The sequence below is a fragment of the Micromonospora sp. SL4-19 genome (genome assembly GCF_047921475.1).
In the GTDB taxonomy this organism is placed as follows: domain Bacteria; phylum Actinomycetota; class Actinomycetes; order Mycobacteriales; family Micromonosporaceae; genus Micromonospora.
The window spans coordinates 222,234-241,052 of record NZ_JBLROB010000003.1; the positions used below are offsets into that span (position 1 = coordinate 222,234).

Here is an 18,819-nt window from a genome sequence, read left to right on the forward strand (position 1 = left end):
TCCGCCTGCGCCATTCGGGGCCACCACCGACCGCGCTGACCTACGCTGCCGGTGGGAAGAAGCGGGGGAGAGATGACGCGGACACGGCGGGTGGCGGTGCTCGGCCTCGGCGGGATGGGCGCGCCCATGGCCCGGAACATCCTCCGGGCCGGCCTGCCGGCGGTCGTCTGGAACCGCCACCCGGAGCCCGCCCACCGGCTGGCCGCCCAGGGCGCGGAGGTGGCCGCCAGCCCCGCCGACGCGGTGCGCGGGGCCGACGTGGTGGTCACGATGGTGACCGACGCGGACGCGGTCCGGTCCATCGCCCTCGAGCAGGGAATGCTGGCCTCGATGGTGGACGGTGCGATCTGGGCCCAGATGAGCACCATCGGCGTCACCGAAACGGAACGCCTCGCCCGGCAGGTCGCGACGGAGCGCCCCGGGATCCTCCTGGTGGACGCGCCGGTCGCCGGCAGCCGGGATCCGGCCGAGCAGGGCCGGCTCGTCGTTCTCGCCTCCGGGCCGGAGCAGGCCCGGGACCGCGTCGCGCCGGTCTTCGACGCGGTCGGTCAGCGTACGGTCTGGGTCGGTCCGACCGGAGCCGGCTCCCGCCTGAAGCTGGTGAACAACCTGCTGCTCGCCTTCGTGGCCGAGGGGGTCGCCGCGGCGGTCGCGTTCGGTGACGCCGTCGGGCTGGATCGCGCGGCGGTGCTGGGGGCACTGCGAGGCAGCCCGCTGGTGTCGCCCTGGGCGGCCGAGAAGCTGGAGCGGATCGGCCGGGACGACTACGCCGCCCAGTACTCCCTGGCGCTGGCGGTCAAGGACGTCGACCTGGCGCTGCGCGAGGTCGACGCCGGCCGCTTCCCCGCGGCCGAGTGCCTGGCCGCCGAATGGCAGCGGGCGGTGGCGCAGGGACTCGGCGCCGAGGACCTCGCCGTGGTCACCCGCGCCCTCTCGCCGACCGCTACCCCGTAACGAGCATCGACGGTGCGAGCCGGCCGGCTCGCACCGTCCGCCGTATCCGGCGTCACTCGTCGCCGACGGTCTCCGTCTCGCCGTCGTGCTGGAACTGGGCGGCCAGGTGCTCGTCGGGCTGCGGGGCCTGCGCCATCTTGTGATGGGGATCCCCGTCGGTGGAGAAGAGCACGTCGTCGGTCTTGGGGCTCTTCTCCTGCTCCTCTTCGGGCTCCGTCACGTCGGGCTCCTCGTCGCCGTCGCCGGTGATGACCGCCGCCGGGGCGGCCCGTCGTACCCCACCCTAGGCCGACGCCCGGTGCCGCCGCAGGCGTTCACCGCCCGTCGTCCCCACCCCAAACTGCCGGAACGGACCCCTCTACCGCGGGGCATGCGCGATGGTGGGTTCCGTCGGCCCCACCCGGCGGCGGCCGGTTCAGCGGAGCCGGCCGGGGCGCGGCCCGGGCCTCGGGGAGCCGGCCGGGCACGGGAGCGGAGCCGGTTTGTGGAGGGTGTCGGGTGCCGACCAAGGAGATCATCCAGTGGGTCGGGGAGTTCCTGGATCTCGCCGGCGGGGTCGTCATCGCCGTCGGCGTCGCCTTCGCCACGGTCGTGTTCCTGCACCGTTGGTGGCGCACCCGCCAGTTCCTCGACGCCTACCGGCCGTACCGGCAGGGTGTCGGTCGGGCCATCCTGCTGGGGCTGGAGTTCCTGGTCGGCGGCGACATCATCCGCTCGGTGGCCGTCTCGCCGACGTTCGCGAGCGTCGGTGTGCTGGCGCTGATCGTGCTGATCCGGACCTTCCTGAGCTTCTCGCTGCAGGTGGAGCTCGACGGCCGCTGGCCGTGGCAGGGGATGGGGCCGATGAGCGGCGGAGGAGCACCCGGCCGGTGACGGTGGTCTACGACCACGACCGACCGCGGGTCGTGGTCGTGCCGTGGTGCCGTGGTGCCGTCAGATGTTGGCCGAGTCGGCCGGCACCTCGCTCGGCAGCGCGGGCGCGCCGGGCGCCGGCTCCTCCCGTCCACAGGTGAGCCCGAGGGTGTACGCGGTCATCGACAGCGACCCGTACGCGTACCCGTCGACCAGCACCTCGGGGCGGGTCCCGGCGGAGCCGGCCAGCCCGGCCAGGTAGAGCAGCGGGATGAAATGGTCCGGGGTCGGTACGGCCAGCTGGTAGTCGCGGTGCCCGTCGAGTCGGGCCGCCTCGGTCGGGGTGTCCCGCATCATCTCCCGGGCCGCGTCGTCGAAGCGCTGCGCCCAGTCGAAGCCCTCGTCGGTGAGGCGAGGGTCCACCCCGCTCAGGTTGTGCACCACGTTGCCGCTGGCCACCACCAGGACGCCGCGTTCGCGTAGCGGCGCGAGTCGGGCGCCGAGGTCGAGGTGGTAGTCCAGCGGCTTGAACGCGTTGATGCTGAGTTGGACCACGGGGATGTCCGCCTCGGGGAAGGCGTGGGTCAGCACCGACCAGGTGCCGTGGTCGATGCCCCACGAGTCCACGTCGGCGCCGACCCAGGTGGGGTGCACCACGTCGCTGATCTCGTCGGCCAGCTCGGGCAGCCCGGGCGCGGGGTAGCGCACGTCGAACAGCTGTTGCGGAAAGCCGTAGAAGTCGTGAATGGTCGGCGGCCGGGGCATGGCGGTGACGGCGGTGGCGCCGATGTACCAGTGCGCGGAGACCACCAGGATCGCCCGCGGCCGGGGCACCGCCCGGCCGAACTCCCGCCAGGCGGCCGTGTAGCGGTTGACCTCCAGCGCGTTCATCGGGTTGCCGTGCCCGATGAACGCCGCCGGCATCACGGTGTCCGTCGTCTGCTCGCTCATGTCGCTCCCGGGGCCGGCCCTGTCCCGAGGCTAACCCAGGAGACGTTCCCCTGTCCGGGCGACGGTGCCGGACCCCGGTGATGCCCCGGTTCGGGCCCGTCGCAGCCGCGAGGATGACCTCGGAGCAGGGACCGACGACCCCGTCACGAGCCGGGGGCACCGATCTTTGGCGTATACCCCTGAGGGGTATATGGTGGCGGCGGAGGTGGAGTTCGATGGAACACGGACACCAGGGGTCGCACGCCGGCCACGGCGGGCACGACAAGCACGCCGGGCACGACCCGGAGCAGTTCCGCCGCAAGTTCTGGCTCAGCCTGGCGCTGACCCTGCCGATCGTTGCCACCAGCCACATGGTGATGAAGTGGTTCGGTTACTCGCTCGACTTCCCCGGCGTCGAGTGGGTCGGTCCGGTGCTCGGTTCGGTCGTCTTCTTCTACGGCGGTTGGCCGTTCCTCGTCGGCGGTGTCCGCGAGGTCCGGGACCGGGCGCCGGGCATGATGCTGCTGATCTCGACGGCGATCACCGTCGCGTACGTCGCCTCGGTGGCGACCAGCCTCCGGCTGTTCGACCTGGACTTCTGGTGGGAACTGGCGGCGCTGGTGACCATCATGCTGCTCGGCCACTGGCAGGAGATGAAGGCGGTCGGGCAGGCCCAGGGCGCGCTCACCGCCCTCGCCGCCCTGCTGCCCGACGACGCCGAACGCCTCGACGACTCCGGCGGCGTGCAGCGGGTGCCGGTGGCCGGCCTGCGCGTCGGCGACCTGGTGCTGGTCCGCTCCGGTGGCCGGGTCCCCGCCGACGGCCGGATCGTGGACGGGGCCGCCGAACTCGACGAGTCGATGATCACGGGGGAGTCCCGTCCGGTGCCGCGCGCCGTCGGGGACCGGGTGGTCGCCGGCACCGTGGCCACCGACTCCGCCCTCCGGGTACGGGTCGAGGCCGTCGGCGAGGACACCGCCCTCGCCGGCATCGGCCGCCTCGTCGCCCAGGCCCAGGCCTCCGGCGGGCGCGCCCAGGCGCTCGCCGACCGGTTCGCCGCCCTGCTCTTCTACGTCGCGTCCGGTGCCGGGCTGGCCACCTTCGCCACCTGGATCGTCCTCGGCAACGCCGACCAGGCAGTGGTCCGTACCGTGACGGTCCTGGTGATCGCCTGCCCGCACGCCCTCGGGCTGGCCATCCCGCTGGTGGTCGCGCTCTCCACGGCGCTGTCGGCCCGCTCCGGCATCCTGGTGAAGGACCGGCTCGCCCTGGAGCGGATGCGGACGGTCGACACCGTCCTCTTCGACAAGACCGGCACCCTGACCCGGGGCAGCCACACCCTGACCGGCGTGGCGGCGGCCGGTGACCTGGACGAGGACGGTGCGCTGCGGGTCGCCGGCGCGGTCGAGGCGGACAGCGAGCACCCGCTCGCCCGGGCCCTGGTGACGGCCGCACAGGACCGGGGCCTGCGGGTTCAGGCGCGGGACTTCCGGTCCCTGACCGGGCGCGGCGTACGTGCGGTCGTCGACGGCACGGCCTGGGCGGTCGGCGGCCCGGCCCTGCTGCGGGAAGTCGACGTGGAGGTCCCCGACGAGCTGACCCGGGCGGCGGAGGGCTGGTCCAGGCGAGGTGCCGCCGTGCTGCACCTGGTCCGGCTGCCCGAGTCGGGTCGGCCGGCGGTGGTCGGCGCGTTCGCCTTGGAGGACGAGGTGCGGCCGGAGGCCCGCCAGGCGATCGAGGAGCTGCGCGAGCAGGGGGTGCGGAAGATTGTCATGATCACCGGCGACGCCCGGACGGTCGCCGAGGCGGTCGCCGCCGATCTGGGCTTCCGTGCCGGGGTGGACGAGGTCTTCGCCGAGGTGCTCCCCGCCGACAAGGACAAGGCGGTGACCGAACTCCAGGCCCGGGGGCTGACCGTCGCGATGGTCGGCGACGGGGTCAACGACGCCCCGGCCCTCGCGCGGGCCGACGTCGGGGTGGCCATCGGCGCCGGCACCGACGTGGCGATCGAGTCCGCCGGGGTGGTGCTGGCCAGCTCCGACCCGCGCGGCGTGGCCGCAGTCCTGCGGCTGTCCCGGGCGTCGTACCGGAAGATGCGGCAGAACCTGGCCTGGGCGGCCGGCTACAACGTGGTGGCGATCCCGCTCGCCGCGGGGGTGCTGGCCTGGGCGGGCATCGCGCTCAGCCCGGCGCTCGGCGCGGTGCTGATGTCCGCCTCCACCATCGTGGTGGCGCTCAACGCGCAACTGCTCCGCCGGGTACGCCTCACCCCGGGCCAGGGCTGACCGTGCGTCAGGCCCTGGTCGGCTCGCAGATGCGGCAGCTTTTACCGCCAACCGCCGCCGATACGAGGCCAAAGTAGGATTTCCATTCGCATCTGCGGGTCGCTAGGGTGGCCCGGTGACGATGTTCCGGATCGGCGAGGCCGCCGAACTGCTCGGGGTCAGCGCGGACACGGTCCGTCGCTGGATCGACGCGGGCCGGCTGCCGGCGACCCGCGACGAGCAGGGCCACCGGGTGGTCGACGGGGTCGATCTGGCCGCGTTCGTCCGCGCTCCGGGTCACCCGGAGCTGTCGTCCGCCCGCAACCGGCTGCGCGGCATCGTCACCGCCGTCGTCAAGGACACCGTGATGGCCCAGGTCGACATCCAGGCCGGGCCGTTCCGGATCGTGTCGCTGATGAGCCGCGAGGCCGTCGACGACCTCGACCTCCAGGTCGGATCGGTGGCCGTCGCCGTGATCAAGTCGACCACCGTCGTGGTGGAACGCGCATCCGCGTCAAAGGGAAGGACCAGCCCGTGACCGTACGGTGGATCCGCGCCGCCCTCGCCGGGGTGGCCGCGTCGGCCCTCGCCCTGACCGGCTGCGGCGGCGACGACAAGCCGGCCGCCTCGAACGGCGGCGGCCAGGTGACCGTCTTCGCCGCCGCCTCGCTCACCGAGTCCTTCACGAAGCTCGGCCAGGACTTCGAGGACGCCCATCCCGGGACCACCGTCACCTTCAACTTCGCCGGCAGCTCCGCGCTCGCCACCCAGATCACCCAGGGCGCCCCGGCCGACGTCTTCGCCGCCGCGTCGCCGGCCACCATGAAGACCGTCACCGACGCGGGTGACGCGGCGGACACCCCGGTCACCCTGGTCCGCAACCAGCTCGTCATCGCCGTGGCCAAGGGCAACCCGCACCGGGTCACCGGCCTGGCCGGCCTGGCCCGGCCCGGAGTGAAGGTCGCGCTCTGCGCCAAGCAGGTGCCGTGCGGCGCGGCGGCGACCACGGCCCTCGACGCGGCCGGTGTCCAGCTCACCCCGGTCACCCTGGAGCAGGACGTCAAGGGCGCGCTGGCCAAGGTCAAGCTCGGCGAGGTCGACGCCGCGCTGGTCTACCGCACCGACGTCCGGGCGGCCACCGCCGAGCTGGACGCGGTCGAGTTCCCCGAGTCCGCCCGGGCGGTCAACGACTACCCGATCGTCGTGCTCAAGCACGCCGGCAACCCCGACGGCGCGCGGGCCTTCGTCGACTACGTCCGCTCCGACGCCGGCCGGGCGGTGCTCACCGCCGCCGGCTTCCAGGCCCCGTCGACCGAGTGACCCGCCCCGCGAGCCCCCGGCAACGGGTGCCGCTGGCGCTGCTGCTCCCCGCCGGCCTCGGGCTGCTCTTCCTCGTCCTGCCGCTGGTCGGGCTGCTGGCCGGGGCGCCGTGGACCAGCCTGCCCCGGCGGCTGGCCCAGCCGGGCGTACTCACCGCGCTGCGGTTGTCGCTGGAGACCGCCACCCTCGCCACCCTGCTCTGCGTCGTCCTTGGCGTACCCCTGGCCTGGCTGCTCGCCCGGGTCGAGTTCCCGGGGCGGCGGCTGGTCCGGGCCCTGGTCATCGTCCCGCTGGTGCTGCCCCCGGTGGTCGGCGGGGTGGCGCTGCTGCTGGTCTTCGGCCGGCGTGGCCTGCTCGGGTCCTGGCTGGACACCACCTTCGGGGTGACCCTGCCGTTCACCACCGCCGGGGTGGTGCTCGCCGAGGCGTTCGTCGCCATGCCGTTCCTGGTCATCGCGGTCGAGGGCGCGCTGCGCGGCGCCGACCCCCGGTACGAGGAGGCGGCGGCCACCCTCGGCGCCGGGCGCTGGACCACCTTCACCCACGTCACCCTGCCGCTGGTCGCCCCCGGCGTGGCTGCCGGCGCGGTGCTCTGCTGGGCCCGCGCGCTCGGCGAATTCGGCGCCACGATCACCTTCGCCGGCAACTATCCCGGCCGGACCCAGACCATGCCGCTCGCCGTCTACCTGGCCCTGGAGACCGACCTGCAGGCGGCGATCGTGCTCAGCCTCATCCTGCTCACCGTCTCCGTGGCCATCCTCGCCGGGCTGCGTGATCGCTGGGTGAGCGCCCCGTGACCCCGCCGCCCCTGCTCGACGCGCACCTGGTCGCCGACCGGGGCGCGTTCCATCTCGACGTCCGGTTGCGGATCGCCGCCGGGGAGGTGGTCGCGCTGCTCGGTCCGAACGGCGCCGGCAAGACCACCGCCCTGCGTGCCCTGGCCGGGCTGCACCCGCTCACCGCCGGGCACCTCACCCTCGACGGCGTGGACCTCGACCGGCCGGACCGGCGGAGGTGGACCCCGCCCGAGCGGCGGCCGGTGGGCGTGGTGTTCCAGGACTACCTGCTCTTCCCGCACCTCAGCGCGCTCGACAACGTCGCGTTCGGGCCGCGCCGGCACGGCGCCGACCGACGTACCGGGCGGGCCCGGGCGCAGGCCTGGCTGGATCGGGTGGGTCTCGGCGGCCAGGCCCGACACAAGCCGCGCCAGCTCTCCGGTGGGCAGGCCCAGCGGGTCGCCCTGGCCCGGGCGCTGGCCGTCGAGCCGACCCTGCTGCTGCTCGACGAGCCCCTCGCGGCGCTGGACGCACGAACCCGGCTGGACACCCGCGCCGAACTCCAGCGGCACCTCGGTGACCACCCCGGCGCCACCCTGCTGGTCACCCACGATCCGCTGGACGCCCTGGTGCTCGCCGACCGGCTGGTCATCATCGAGGACGGGTGGGTGGTCCAGGAGGGCGACGCGGCCACCGTCACCGCCCGGCCCCGTACCGACTACGTGGCCCGGCTGGTCGGGCTCAACCTGCACCGGGGTCGCGCCGACGGACACCGCATCACGGTCGGCGGGTTCACCCTCACCGCGGCCGATTCGGTGCACGGAGACGCGTTCGTCGCCTTCCCGCCCGCCGCCGTCGCGCTGCACCCGAGCCGCCCCGACGGCAGCCCGCGCAACGTCTGGCCGGCTACCGTGGCCGGGGTGCAGCGGCACGGCGACAACCTGCGCGTCCAGCTCGACGGGCCGGTCGCCGTCGCCGCCGACGTCACCCCCGCCGCGGCGGCCCACCTGCGGCTGCACCCCGGCCAGACCGTCTGGGCGGCGGTGAAGGCGGCGGAGACGCGGGCGTACCCGGCCTGAGGAGACCCGGCCTGGTGACGGTGCGACCCCGTACCGCCGCGACCGGCGTGACCAACGACACATGGCCGGGCTGGTTCGGTCGGGGACAGTTGAGTCCTGCCTGGTCACCGCGCCGGGGAGCTGTCGACGAGAGGGGTGCGGGGTGCCCGAGACGACCCGCCACTGGCCCAGCCACGACGCCGTCCTGCCGGACGACGTCACCGACACGCTGCTGTGGCGGGTGGCGTACGACGTCGCCGAAGCGCACCGGCCCGACGCGGCGGGCCGCTGTCCCAGCCCGCTCTGCGGCTACCAGAGCGCGCCGTGCCCGCCGCTGGTCCACGCCCGGCGGGCGATGCGCCTGGCGCGGATGCCGCAGTCCACGCCGGCACCGGCGGGATGGGCCTGGCGGCCCGAGGCGGCCTGACCGCACCCGCGAGCCGGGAGCGGGCGGGTCAGTGACCGGCCTCCGGGCCGAAGGCGGTGAGGAAGCGGTCCCGGAGGGCGTCCATCCGCCACACCGGGGCCCGTGGGCCGGGGCGAAGCCCGTCCTGCCAGCCCCAGCCGGCCACCCGGCGCAGCACCGCCGGGTCCTTCGCCACGATGGTGATCGGGACGTCCCGGCCGGCCCCCACACCGGTCACCGGGGCCGCCGGCTGGTGGTCGCCGAGGAAGACCAGCACCAGGTCGTCCCCGCCGTACGTCAGCACGTACGACACCAGGGTGCCCAGCGTGTACTCGATCGAGTGCCGATAGTCGGCCCGGACCCGGGCGCTGCCGCGCGGCACACCATCCTCGAACCGGTTGGCGGGCCGGTGGTAGATCGAGCCGTCGCCGATCGCGTCCCAGGGCACCGGCTTCGGGATCGCCGACCAGGGGGAGTGGCTGGAGACCAGCGGGATCTCCGCCATCAGCGGGGCGTGCGGCCGCGCCCGCTCCAGCCGCTGGAAGGTCGCCAGGGTGTACTGGTCGGGCATCGGCGCGTAGCCGAACGCCGGGCCGCGGTAGGCGAGCTTCTCGGCGTCGTAGTACCGGTCGTAGCCGTAGAACCTCCCCTCCGGCCAGGGCTTGGTGGCGGCGGGCAGCACCCCGACGGTCTGCCAACCGGCCCGCTGGAACGCGCCGCCCAGGGTGAGCCGGTTCCCGGTCAGCAGGTCGCGGTGGCGCCGGTCGTTGTCGATCCACACTCCGGAGAGCAGGGTGGCGTGGGCCAGCCAACTGCCGCCGCCGAAGGTGGGCGAGGTGAGGAAGCCGCTGCGGGCGTCGTACCCGGCCGCGCGCAGCCGGCGGTAGCCGTCGTCCAGCACCGCGCCCACGCCGGGCGCCAGCCCGGGATCCTCGACGGCGTCCCGGCCGTAGCTCTCCACGAACGCGACCAGCACGTCCCTGCCGCGTAGCCCGGTCAGCAGCCGGTCGCCCGGCACGTCCCGGTACGCGTCGGCGGCCACCTCCGCGGCGAACGCCGAGCGGTCCCGCAGGCCGGCGCGCACCTGACCGACGTGCGACGCGACCAGGCTGCTCGCCTCCCGGCCGGCGACCGGTACGCCGGCGGCGAGCCTCAACCCGGCCACGGCGCAGCCCAGCCAGAGCACGGACAGCGCCGCGACCACCCGCACGGTGGCGGTGTGGTGGCGGGCGACGAGCCGGGTCAGCCGTAGCACCGCAGCGGTCGCCAGGACCGGCAGACCGGCAGCGAGGAGCAGCGCCCCGACGGCCGCGGCGACCGCGCCGGCCCGGCCGATCGAGTCGGCGAGGAAGGCGAAGCCGTCGTCGAGCAGCCCCCAGTCGAGCAGCACGTCGAACGGCCGGTCCCGGGCCACGAAGAAGCCCATGTCCAGCAGCGTGAGGAGGGTGAGCAGCCCGAGCGCCAGGCCGAGCAGCACCGCGAGCGGCCGGCGCGCCCGGGCCGGGACGACGAGCAGCAGCGCCACCGCGACCAGTCCCTCCACCGGGAGCCGCAGGAACACACCCGGACCGATCCGGGCCAGCTGGTTCGGCACGACGAGCGCCGCCACCACCAGCAGCGCGGCGACCCCGGTGAACGCTCCGGCCCGGATCCGGCGCCCCGGCGACGGCAGCGTCGTCTCGTCCGACGGCGTCGCCCTGCCCGGCGCTGTGATCGTTTCCGGCGGTGTCTTCGGGTCCGCCGGTCCGGCGGCTGCGCGGGCAGGCCGGATCGTCGGGGTGGTCGTGGCGAGGCGGTGCCGCCACAGCCACACCACGTCGCGGCCGAACGACTCGACCAGCAGCGCGAGCGCGCCCACGACCAGCGCGGTGGTCGCCGCCGGGGGCAGCGCCTCGCTCGCCGCGACCGCCAGCACCACGCCCTGCGCCGCCGCGACGACCTTGCGCCAGTACCGCGGCGGCAGCGGTCCCCGCAGCCAGGGCAGCGGCCAACCCGCCGCGACGAAGGCGTACCGCGTGCCGCCGATGGCCAGCACCCAACCGCCGACCGACGGCGCGAGGTGGACACTGAGCACCAGGATCAGGAACGCGTCGACCTCCATGTCGAAGCGCGCCCCCAGGGGGCTCGCGGTGCCGGTGCGCCGGGCCACCCAACCGTCGACCGCGTCCAGCGCCAGCGCCACGGCGGTGAGCGGCACCAGCACCGCCACCGGTGCCGGCCCGCCCCAGGCGGACACGACCAGCGCCAGTACCCCGCCGACCAGCAGCGCCCGGACCAGGGTCACCCGGTCGGCCGGGCCGAGCCGGTCCGCGCCGGCGGCCCGCCGGCCGCGCCGGAGCAGCCCGTGGAGCACCACGCCGTACGCCAGGCCGGCGAGCCAGCCCGACACGCCGATCCCCACCGTGCCGGCGAGCCCGGCCAGCAGGACGAACCCGACGATCAGCCCGGCCAAAGGGCCAGTTCGAACCGTGGACACCCTGCCTCCGTGTCTATGATCGGCAACCCTGCCCCTCAACACGGAAAACACGGCCGTCCGGTTCGGTCCGTAGCCGGAAGTGAGGAGAACCAGTGCCCGGCGACGCCTACGCCTTCTGGCTCCGTGCCCCCGGCGAGGGTGAGATCCGCCCGGTCGAGCTGCCCCCGCCCGGCCCCGGCGAGGTGCTGGTCCGGACCCGCTTCTCCGGCGTGAGCCGGGGCACCGAGACGCTGTTCTTCACCGGGCAGGTCCCCGCCGACCAGTACGCCCCCATGCGGGCCCCGTTCCAGGAGGGCGACTTCCCGGCCCCGGTCAAGTACGGCTACCTCAGCGTCGGCACCGTCGAGCAGGGGCCGGACGGGCTGCGCGGGCGCACCGTCTTCTGCCTGCACCCGCACCAGAGCGCGTACGTGGTGCCGGCCGACGCCGTGGTGGTCGTACCCGATCGGGTGCCCGCCGCCCGTGCGGTGCTCGCCGGCACCGTGGAGACGGCGGTGAACGCGCTCTGGGACGCCGCGCCGCTGGTGGGCGACCGGGTGAGCGTGGTCGGCGGCGGCATGGTCGGCTGCTGTGTCGCCGCCCTGCTCGCCCGCTTCCCCGGCGTACGCGTGCAGCTCGTCGACGTCGACCCGGCCCGGGCCGCGGTGGCTGCCGCACTCGGGGTCGACTTCGCCCTCCCCGCCGACGCGGCCGGCGAGCGGGACCTGGTGGTGCACGCCAGTGCCACCGCCGAGGGCCTGCAACGCGCCCTCGACCTGCTCCGCCCCGAGGGCACCGTGCTGGAGCTGAGCTGGTACGGCGACCGCCCGGTCACCCTCGCCCTGGGCGGCGCGTTCCATTCGAAGCGGCTTGGCATCCGCAGCAGCCAGGTCGGCACCGTGTCGCCCCGGCGGGCCGACCGCAGCTACGCCGACCGGCTGGCGTTGGCCCTGGAACTGCTCGCCGACCCGGTGTTCGACGCGCTGCTCACCGGCCCGTCCCGCTTCGCCGAGCTGCCCGACGTGCTCGACCGGCTCGCCTCGGGCCGGCTGCCCGCGCTCTGCCACCTCATCACCTACGCCGAGGAGTGATCGATCCGTGTTCAGCGTGACCGTCCGGGACCACATGATGGTCGCCCACAGCTTCCGCGGCGAGGTGTTCGGCCCCGCCCAGCGGCTGCACGGCGCCACCTTCGTCGTCGACGCCACCTTCCGCCGGCCGGAACTCGACGGCGACGGGATCGTGGTCGACATCGGCCTGGCCACCGAGCAGCTCAAAGCCGTCCTCGGCGCGCTGACCTACCGCAACCTCGACGACGAGCCGGCCTTCGCCGGGGTGAACACCACCACCGAGGTGCTGGCCCGCACCGTCGCCGACCGGCTCGCCGAGGCCGTGCACGCCGGGGCTCTCGGCGAGGGCGCCCGAGGCCTCGCCGGGATCACCGTCACCCTGCACGAGTCGCACGTCGCCTGGGCCGGCTACGAGCGCTCCCTGTAGCCGGATGACCGTCGTCCACGTGGTGCTGCCCGGCGACATCGACGACCCGGCCACCCCCAGCGGCGGCAACGCCTACGACCGGCGGGTCTGCCAGGGGCTCGCCGCGCTCGGCTGGACCGTCCGGGAGCATCCCGTGCCCGGCGGCTGGCCACGCCCCGAGGCGGCGGAGCGGGCCGCCCTCGCCGGGCTGCTCGCCGCGCTGCCCGACGCCGCGCTCGTCCTGCTCGACGGCCTGGTCGCGTCCGTGGTGCCGGAGGCACTGGCCCCGCACGCCCGGCGGTTGCGCCTGGTGGTGCTCGTCCACCTGCCGCTGGAGGACGACGTCGAGGCTCGCGCCCTGGCGGCGGCGGCCGGCGTGCTCACCACCAGCGAATGGACCCGCCGCCGGCTGCTCGACCGGTATCCGCTCCGCGCCGACCGGGTGCGGGTCGCCACGCCGGGCGTGGACCTCGCACCGGCCGCCTCCGGCTCACCGGCCGGCACCCGGTTGCTGTGCGTCGCGGCGGTCACCCCGCTCAAGGGTCACGACGTGCTCGCGGACGCCCTGGCTACCCTCGCCGACCTGCCATGGACCTGCGACTGCGTCGGCGCGCTCACCCGGGACCCGGCCTTCGTCGACCGGCTCCGCCGGCAGCTTGCCGCCGCCGGCCTGACAGACCGGGTCCGGCTGCCCGGACCGCGGGCCGCCGCCACGCTCGGCGCCGCGTACGCCGCCGCCGATCTGCTGGTTCTGCCGTCCCGGCGGGAGACGTACGGGATGGTGGTGACCGAGGCCCTCGCGCGGGGCGTACCGGTGCTGGGCAGCGAGACCGGCGGGCTGCCCGAGGCGCTCGGGCACGCCCCGGACGGCAGCCGGCCCGGCCTGCTCGTGCCCTCCGACGACCCGGGGGCGCTGGCCGGGGCGCTGCGCTCCTGGCTCACCCGGCCGGACCTGCGGGATCGGCTGCGCCGGGCGGCCCGGCAGCGGCGGGAGACCCTCACCGGCTGGACGGTCACCGCAACCCAGGTGGCGGCGGCGCTGAAGGAGGCGACGGCGGCATGACCACCCAACTCCCACCCGACTTCGCCGACTGGCTGCGGCTGCGCGAGCCCGCCGACGCGGCGGCCCGGTCGGCCGACCTCGTGGCCGCGGTTCGCCGCCGGCTGCCCGCCGCCCGGCCCACGGTCGTGCACGACCTGGGCAGCGGCACCGGTTCGATGGCCCGCTGGCTCGCGCCCCGGCTGCCCGGCCCCCAGCACTGGGTGCTGCACGAGCGGGACGTCGACCTGCTGGCCCTCGCCGCCGCCGAGCTGCGGGCGGCCGACGGCAGTCCGGTCACCATGGCGACCCGTGGCTGCGACATCACCCGCTTGCGGGTTGCCGACCTCGCCGACGCCCACCTGATCACCGCGTCGGCGCTGCTGGACATGCTCACCGTCGAGGAGATCGAGCGGACGGTGGCCGCCTGCGCCGGCCACCCCACCTTCTTCGCGATCACCGTGGTCGGCCGGGTGGAGTTCACGCCGGCCGACCCGCTCGACGCGGAGTTCACCGCCGCGTTCAACGCCCACCAGCGCCGGAGCGTCGACGGCCGGGACCTGCTCGGACCGGACGCCGTGGACGTAACGGTGGCGGCCTTCCGCCGCCGGGGGATCGGCGTCCAGGTCCGGTCCAGCCCGTGGCGGCTCGGCCCCGCGCAGGCGGCGCTGATCGCGGAGTGGCTGGTCGGCTGGCTCGACGCGGCCGTCGAGGAGCGGCCGGAACTGACCGGCGCGGTCGGGGCGTACCGGGACCGGCGGTTGGCGGAGGCGGCGGCCGGCCGGCTGCGCGTCGTGCTGCACCACACCGATCTGCTGGCGGGGTGAACCGCGCGGCGTCGCGGTGCCGCCTGGGCGTTCGCCGCCACCATCGGCTACCGGCGCTGGTCCGGGCCGCCGGCCTGCCCGGCGCCGCGTGCTGCTGGTGCGCCGGCTCCCTTGCCGGGTGCCCGGCGACGGCCGGTGATCCCGCCTACGGTGAGGGTGCGAGGTGCGCGATGCCGGCGCGTCCGGCAGCCCCGGACGGAGGAGAAGGATGGACGAAACGCTGCCCATGGCGACGGTCCGGACCCAGGTCGCGGTGCCGCTGCGGTTCCCCGACGGGTATGTCACGACCGCCCTCGTCCACTCCTTCCACGGCCTCGTGGACGGCCGGGAGCACTTGGCGTTCGGGCTCGGTGACCGGGTGGCGGCCGGGGGTCGGCCGGTGCGGGACGCGCCCGCGCCGCTCGTACGCCCGCACAGCGAATGCCTCACCGGCGACGTGTTCGGCAGCCAGCGCTGCGACTGCGGGCCGCAGCTGCGGGAAGCGGTCGAGCGGATCGCCGAGGCCGGCGGCTACCTGCTCTACCTGCGCCAGGAGGGCCGGGGCATCGGCCTGTACGCCAAGCTCGACGCGTACGCCCTCCAGGACGGCGGCCTGGACACGTACGAGGCGAACGTGGCGCTGGGCCGGGGCGCCGACGAACGCGACTACACGGTGGCCGCGCAGATGCTCGCCGCGCTGGGCGTGACCCGGGTGGCCCTGCTCAGCAACAACCCGGACAAGGCGGCCCAGCTCGACCGGCTCGGCGTGACGGTGGTCGACCGGGTGGCCACCGGCGTGCACCTGACCCCGGCGAACGCCGGCTACCTGGCGGCGAAGATGAGCCGCGCCGATCATGCCCTCGAGCTGCCGTTCGTGCCGTGACCGCCCGGCCGTACGTGCTGCTCAGCTGCGCCATGTCGATCGACGGCTACATCGACGACGCCGCCACCGAGCGGCTGCTGCTCTCCAACGACGAGGACTTCGACCGGATCGACGAGGTCCGGGCCGCCTGCGACGCGATCCTGGTCGGCGCGGCCACGGTCCGGCGGGACGACCCCCGGCTGCTGGTGCGTTCCGACCGCCGCCGGGCCGACCGGGTGGCGCGTGGCCTGCCCCCGTCGCCGGTGAAGGTCACCGTCACCGGCAGCGGCGACCTCGACCGGACCGCTCGGTTCTTCACCCTCGGCGACGGGGCGAAGCTGGTCTACTGCCCGAGCGGCGCGGCGGAGAAGACCCGGGAGCAGGTGGGCGGGGTGGCGACCGTGGTCGACGCGGGCGAGCCGCTCACCCCGCAGGCGGTGCTCACCGATCTCGCCGCCCGGGGCGTACGCCGGCTGATGGTGGAGGGCGGCGGGAGCGTGCACGGCCAGTTCCTCGCCGCCGGGCTCGCCGACGAACTGCACCTGGTGGTCGCGCCGTTCTTCGTCGGGGACTGTCGGGCTCCCCGGTTCGTCGGGGACGGGCGCTTCCCCTGGCACGCGGGCCGCCGCGCCCGGGTCGTCGAGGTACGCCAGATCGACGACGTCGTGCTCACCCGGTACGCCCTCTCCGACCGCTGCGACGGCACCTGAAGCGGGCGCGCCGCCCGGCCGCGCTACCGGAGGACGAGGGAGCGGGGCCGGGCGGCGCCGACGGTCAGAGCACCTGCGACAGGAACCGGCGCAGCCTCGGGTGCTCCGGCGCCTCGAAGACGGCGTCGGGCTCGCCGGCCTCCAGCACGACGCCCCGGTCCATGAAGGCCACCGTGTCGGCGACCTCGCGGGCGAAGCCCATCTCGTGGGTGACCACCACCATGGTCATGCCGGCGGCGGAGAGGTCGGCCATCACCCCGAGCACGCCCTTGACCAGCTCCGGGTCGAGCGCTGAGGTGGCCTCGTCGAAGAGCATCACCTGCGGACGCAGGGCCAGCGCGCGGGCGATCGCCACCCGCTGCTGCTGCCCGCCGGACAGCTGCGCGGGCCGGGCGTTGGCCTTGGCGGCCAGCCCGACCAGCTCCAGCTGGTCGCGGGCCACCTGCACCGCCTCGTCCTCGGGGAGCTTCTTCAACTTGCGCAGCGCCAGGGTGATGTTGCGCAGCACGGTCATGTGCGGGAACAGGTTGAACTGCTGGAAAAGCATGCCGACGCGTTGGCGCAGCGCGTCCGGGTCGTCGCGCAGCACGCTGCGGCCGTCCAGCAGCACGTCCCCGCGGTCGGGCTCGATGAGCCGGTTGATGGTGCGCAGCAGGGTCGACTTGCCGGAGCCGGACGGGCCGATCACGCAGGCGGTGGCACCGCGGGCCACCTCCAGGTCGGCGCCGCGCAGCACCTGGTGCGCGCCGAAGGCGAGGTGCACGTCGCGGACCGCGAGGCTGACCGAGGTGGTGGTGCTGGTGGTGGTGGTGCTCATCGCGGGTCCCTCCGTGCGGGCAGGGCGGTCTCCCCGGCCAGGGCCAGGCCGGCGTCGTCGACGTCGTCCGGTGCCACGGCGACGGTGCGGCCCTGGCGCAGCCGCCGGTCGATCCAGTTGACCGCGTGGGTCAGCGGCACGGTCAGCGCCAGATAGAACAGGCCGGCCAGCAGCAGCGCGGACTCGTTGCCGGTGGTGGCCGCGTAGTCCTGGCCGATCCGGAACAGCTCGCGCTCGCTGGCCACCAGGCCGAGGAAGTAGACCAGGCTGGAATCCTTGATCAGCGCGATGAGCTGGTTCACCCAGGCGGGCAGCACCCGGCGTACGCCCTGGGGGACGATCACCAGCCGCATCGCCTCACCCCAGGAGAAGCCGAGCGCGCGGGCCCCCTCCAACTGGGCGGCCTCCACGCTCTGGATGCCAGAGCGGAAGATCTCCCCGATATAGGCGGCGGCGATCAGCGACAGCGCCAGCACTCCGAGTGGGTAGGGGTTCGGTCCCCACACCTGCATCCCGAGCGGTGCCAGGCCGACGCCGATGAGCAGGATGGTCGCCGCCGCCGGCAGGCCGCGGAACACGTCGGTGTAGACCCGGGCCGGCCACCTCAGCCATCGGGTACGAGAGATGCCCGCGATCGCCAGCAGCATGCCCAGCACAGAGCCGAGCAGGGCGGCGGAGACCGCCAGGATCAGCGTGTTCGGCAGCCCGACGGTCAGCATCTCGGGCAGCGCCTCGCGCATGGAGTCCCAGTCGAAGAAGGTCTCCCACAGGGTGCTCAACGGATCCATCAGACGTCTCTCCTATCGCCCCGCTCGCTCGTCCGAACTACCTCAGGAAGCGGCCGACGCCGACGGCGCCGCGACCGTGCCGCTGCCCGGCTTGAAGTCGGCCGGAATCGGTCGGCCCGGGTAGTACTGCGCCTGGAGCTTGCTCCAGGTGCCGTCGGCGATCACCTCGTCGAGGCCCTTGTTCAGCGCCTCGCGCAGCTTGTCGTTGCCCTTGGCGACCGCGTACGCGGTCGGGGCCGGGCTGAGCTGCTTGGCGGCCACCGTGATCTTGCCGCTGCTGTCGGCGGCGGACTTGTCGCCGATCTCGGCCGGGGCGATCCAGGCGTCGGCCGTGCCGGCCTTGAGTTGGTTGATCGCGCCGTTGTAGTCGGGCACCCGCACCGGGTTGAGGTTTTCGCGGGTGGCGTAGTCGTCCTGCACCGTGCCCTGCACGACCACCACCCGCTTGCCGGCGAGCTGGTCGAAGCCGGTGATGGACGAGCCCGCCGGCACGTCGAGTCCGAAGTAGCCGAAGTCGTAGCCGTTGCCGAAGTCGACGGTCTTCTTGCGAGCCTCGGTGATGGTGATGGACGAGCTGCCCACATCGAACTTGTGGTTGTTGACCTGGGAGAGCAGGGCCGAGAAGTCGGTGCCGACGAACTCGACCTTCAGGCCCACCTTGCCCGCGACCGCGGTGAGCAGGTCGTTGTCGAAGCCGGTGAACTTGCCGTCCTTCAGGTACACGTTCGGCGGGGCGTCGGTGAGCGTGCCGGCCCGGAGCACGCCGGGCTGGAGCAGGCCGTACGGGTTGGCGGCCTCGTCGGTGGCGCCGCCGTCGCCGCAGGCGGTGAGGCCGGTGGCGGCGAGCACGGCGGCGGCGCCGAGCGCGGCGACGCGGGTCAGGACGGGAAGGAATCGCACAGATGTCTCCAGGGTCCGATGGCGACGTGGACGCACGTCGCCGACGGCACGTCCGGGTTCGGGCGAGCCGCGAGGGATGGTTCGGGAAGGAGGGGGTGGCGCCTCAGCGCGCGCCGGCGCGGCGACAGGAGTCGCTGCACACCCGCATCAGATCGACGTGCCGGCGCTTGACCAGCGTGAAGCCGGCCGAGTACGCGGCGGCGTCGACGGGCGGGGTGCGCAAGAAAGCAGACATGGTTCCCTCGGGTCGGTGATGACCTGGGTACCAGGCCACGCTTGCACCGACGTGCTGCCGGTGCCTGGTCTTCACCCGGGGCACCCCACCGCGGAGGAGGGTTGCCGGCCAGCGAGCCGGGGCTTGGCGCTGGCGCTCATGACCTGCCGAGAGGTTATCAGCTGCGCCACC

Annotated in this window: 21 protein-coding genes and 1 riboswitch; of the genes, 14 read left to right on the forward strand and 7 right to left on the reverse strand. The window is 74.5% G+C overall.

Annotated elements, in window-relative coordinates:
- Positions 1–72 precede the first annotated feature (72 nt).
- Complete coding sequence (locus ACNAVT_RS07060) at positions 73–954, forward strand: NAD(P)-dependent oxidoreductase (RefSeq protein ID WP_416293949.1); 882 nt, start codon at positions 73–75, stop codon at positions 952–954.
- Between the two features lie 52 nt (positions 955–1,006).
- Here the strand turns inward: ACNAVT_RS07060 and ACNAVT_RS07065 are convergent, their stop codons facing one another.
- Positions 1,007–1,174, reverse strand: a complete 168-nt coding sequence (locus tag ACNAVT_RS07065) for a hypothetical protein (RefSeq protein ID WP_416293951.1) — start codon at positions 1,172–1,174, stop codon at positions 1,007–1,009.
- A gap of 278 nt (positions 1,175–1,452) precedes the next feature.
- Here ACNAVT_RS07065 and ACNAVT_RS07070 point away from each other — a divergent pair, with 278 nt between their 5' ends.
- Positions 1,453–1,827, forward strand: coding sequence for a DUF1622 domain-containing protein (locus ACNAVT_RS07070; protein WP_416293952.1), 375 nt, complete (start codon positions 1,453–1,455; stop codon positions 1,825–1,827).
- A 60-nt stretch (positions 1,828–1,887) separates the two neighbouring features.
- Here the strand turns inward: ACNAVT_RS07070 and ygiD are convergent, their stop codons facing one another.
- A complete protein-coding gene (gene ygiD, locus ACNAVT_RS07075) occupies positions 1,888–2,757 on the reverse strand; it encodes a 4,5-DOPA dioxygenase extradiol (RefSeq protein WP_416293954.1) in 870 nt (289 codons plus the stop codon).
- A 215-nt stretch (positions 2,758–2,972) separates the two neighbouring features.
- On the opposite strand from ygiD, the gene ACNAVT_RS07080 reads away from it, so the two are divergent.
- The 6 genes from ACNAVT_RS07080 (at position 2,973) to ACNAVT_RS07105 (ending at position 8,581) form a co-directional block, all read left to right on the forward strand.
- Positions 2,973–5,021, forward strand: a complete 2,049-nt coding sequence (locus tag ACNAVT_RS07080; RefSeq protein ID WP_416293956.1) for a heavy metal translocating P-type ATPase — start codon at positions 2,973–2,975, stop codon at positions 5,019–5,021.
- 115 nt (positions 5,022–5,136) lie between these two features.
- Positions 5,137–5,538, forward strand: a complete 402-nt coding sequence (locus ACNAVT_RS07085; protein ID WP_416293958.1) for a TOBE domain-containing protein — start codon at positions 5,137–5,139, stop codon at positions 5,536–5,538.
- On the forward strand, positions 5,535–6,320 hold the full coding sequence (gene modA / locus ACNAVT_RS07090) for a molybdate ABC transporter substrate-binding protein (protein ID WP_416293960.1): 786 nt from the start codon (positions 5,535–5,537) through the stop codon (positions 6,318–6,320). Before ACNAVT_RS07085 ends, modA begins: the two co-directional genes overlap by 4 nt.
- Positions 6,317–7,117 carry an ABC transporter permease gene (locus tag ACNAVT_RS07095; RefSeq protein WP_416293961.1) on the forward strand — a complete coding sequence of 267 codons (801 nt, stop codon included), beginning with the start codon at positions 6,317–6,319 and terminating at the stop codon, positions 7,115–7,117. The genes modA and ACNAVT_RS07095 overlap by 4 nt, the downstream gene beginning before the upstream one ends.
- Positions 7,099–8,175: an ABC transporter ATP-binding protein gene (locus ACNAVT_RS07100; RefSeq protein WP_416294193.1), complete on the forward strand. Its 1,077-nt coding sequence runs from the start codon at positions 7,099–7,101 to the stop codon at positions 8,173–8,175. Before ACNAVT_RS07095 ends, ACNAVT_RS07100 begins: the two co-directional genes overlap by 19 nt.
- Before the next feature lie 142 nt (positions 8,176–8,317).
- Positions 8,318–8,581: a hypothetical protein gene (locus ACNAVT_RS07105; RefSeq protein WP_416293963.1), complete on the forward strand. Its 264-nt coding sequence runs from the start codon at positions 8,318–8,320 to the stop codon at positions 8,579–8,581.
- Positions 8,582–8,609: 28 nt separating this feature from the next.
- On the opposite strand, the gene ACNAVT_RS07110 is transcribed toward ACNAVT_RS07105, so the two are convergent.
- On the reverse strand, positions 8,610–11,036 hold the full coding sequence (locus ACNAVT_RS07110) for a CDP-alcohol phosphatidyltransferase family protein (protein ID WP_416293964.1): 2,427 nt from the start codon (positions 11,034–11,036) through the stop codon (positions 8,610–8,612).
- Positions 11,037–11,128: 92 nt separating this feature from the next.
- Here ACNAVT_RS07110 and ACNAVT_RS07115 point away from each other — a divergent pair, with 92 nt between their 5' ends.
- From ACNAVT_RS07115 to ACNAVT_RS07140, 6 genes are all read left to right on the forward strand, one after another.
- Positions 11,129–12,106, forward strand: a complete 978-nt coding sequence (locus ACNAVT_RS07115) for a dehydrogenase (protein WP_416293966.1) — start codon at positions 11,129–11,131, stop codon at positions 12,104–12,106.
- 7 nt (positions 12,107–12,113) lie between these two features.
- Positions 12,114–12,512 carry a 6-pyruvoyl trahydropterin synthase family protein gene (locus ACNAVT_RS07120; RefSeq protein ID WP_416293967.1) on the forward strand — a complete coding sequence of 133 codons (399 nt, stop codon included), beginning with the start codon at positions 12,114–12,116 and terminating at the stop codon, positions 12,510–12,512.
- A gap of 4 nt (positions 12,513–12,516) precedes the next feature.
- Positions 12,517–13,554, forward strand: coding sequence for a glycosyltransferase family 4 protein (locus ACNAVT_RS07125; RefSeq protein ID WP_416293969.1), 1,038 nt, complete (start codon positions 12,517–12,519; stop codon positions 13,552–13,554).
- Positions 13,551–14,357: an SAM-dependent methyltransferase gene (locus tag ACNAVT_RS07130; protein ID WP_416293971.1), complete on the forward strand. Its 807-nt coding sequence runs from the start codon at positions 13,551–13,553 to the stop codon at positions 14,355–14,357. Before ACNAVT_RS07125 ends, ACNAVT_RS07130 begins: the two co-directional genes overlap by 4 nt.
- A 208-nt stretch (positions 14,358–14,565) precedes the next feature.
- A complete protein-coding gene (locus ACNAVT_RS07135) occupies positions 14,566–15,219 on the forward strand; it encodes a GTP cyclohydrolase II (protein WP_416293973.1) in 654 nt (217 codons plus the stop codon).
- Positions 15,216–15,908 (forward strand): RibD family protein, encoded by a 693-nt coding sequence (locus tag ACNAVT_RS07140; protein ID WP_416293974.1) that lies wholly within the window; start codon positions 15,216–15,218, stop codon positions 15,906–15,908. Before ACNAVT_RS07135 ends, ACNAVT_RS07140 begins: the two co-directional genes overlap by 4 nt.
- A gap of 64 nt (positions 15,909–15,972) precedes the next feature.
- Here ACNAVT_RS07140 and ACNAVT_RS07145 read toward each other — a convergent pair whose 3' ends face one another.
- The 4 genes from ACNAVT_RS07145 to ACNAVT_RS07160 form a co-directional block, all read right to left on the reverse strand.
- Entirely contained in the window at positions 15,973–16,725 is a 753-nt protein-coding gene (locus tag ACNAVT_RS07145; RefSeq protein WP_416293975.1) for an amino acid ABC transporter ATP-binding protein, read from the reverse strand.
- Complete coding sequence (locus tag ACNAVT_RS07150) at positions 16,722–17,513, reverse strand: amino acid ABC transporter permease (protein ID WP_416293977.1); 792 nt, start codon at positions 17,511–17,513, stop codon at positions 16,722–16,724. The genes ACNAVT_RS07145 and ACNAVT_RS07150 overlap by 4 nt, the downstream gene beginning before the upstream one ends.
- Before the next feature lie 42 nt (positions 17,514–17,555).
- Positions 17,556–18,413, reverse strand: a complete 858-nt coding sequence (locus ACNAVT_RS07155) for an ABC transporter substrate-binding protein (protein ID WP_416293979.1) — start codon at positions 18,411–18,413, stop codon at positions 17,556–17,558.
- A gap of 103 nt (positions 18,414–18,516) precedes the next feature.
- Complete coding sequence (locus ACNAVT_RS07160) at positions 18,517–18,648, reverse strand: hypothetical protein (RefSeq protein ID WP_416293980.1); 132 nt, start codon at positions 18,646–18,648, stop codon at positions 18,517–18,519.
- A 32-nt stretch (positions 18,649–18,680) separates the two neighbouring features.
- Positions 18,681–18,792, reverse strand: a riboswitch (SAM riboswitch).
- Positions 18,793–18,819 lie beyond the last annotated feature (27 nt).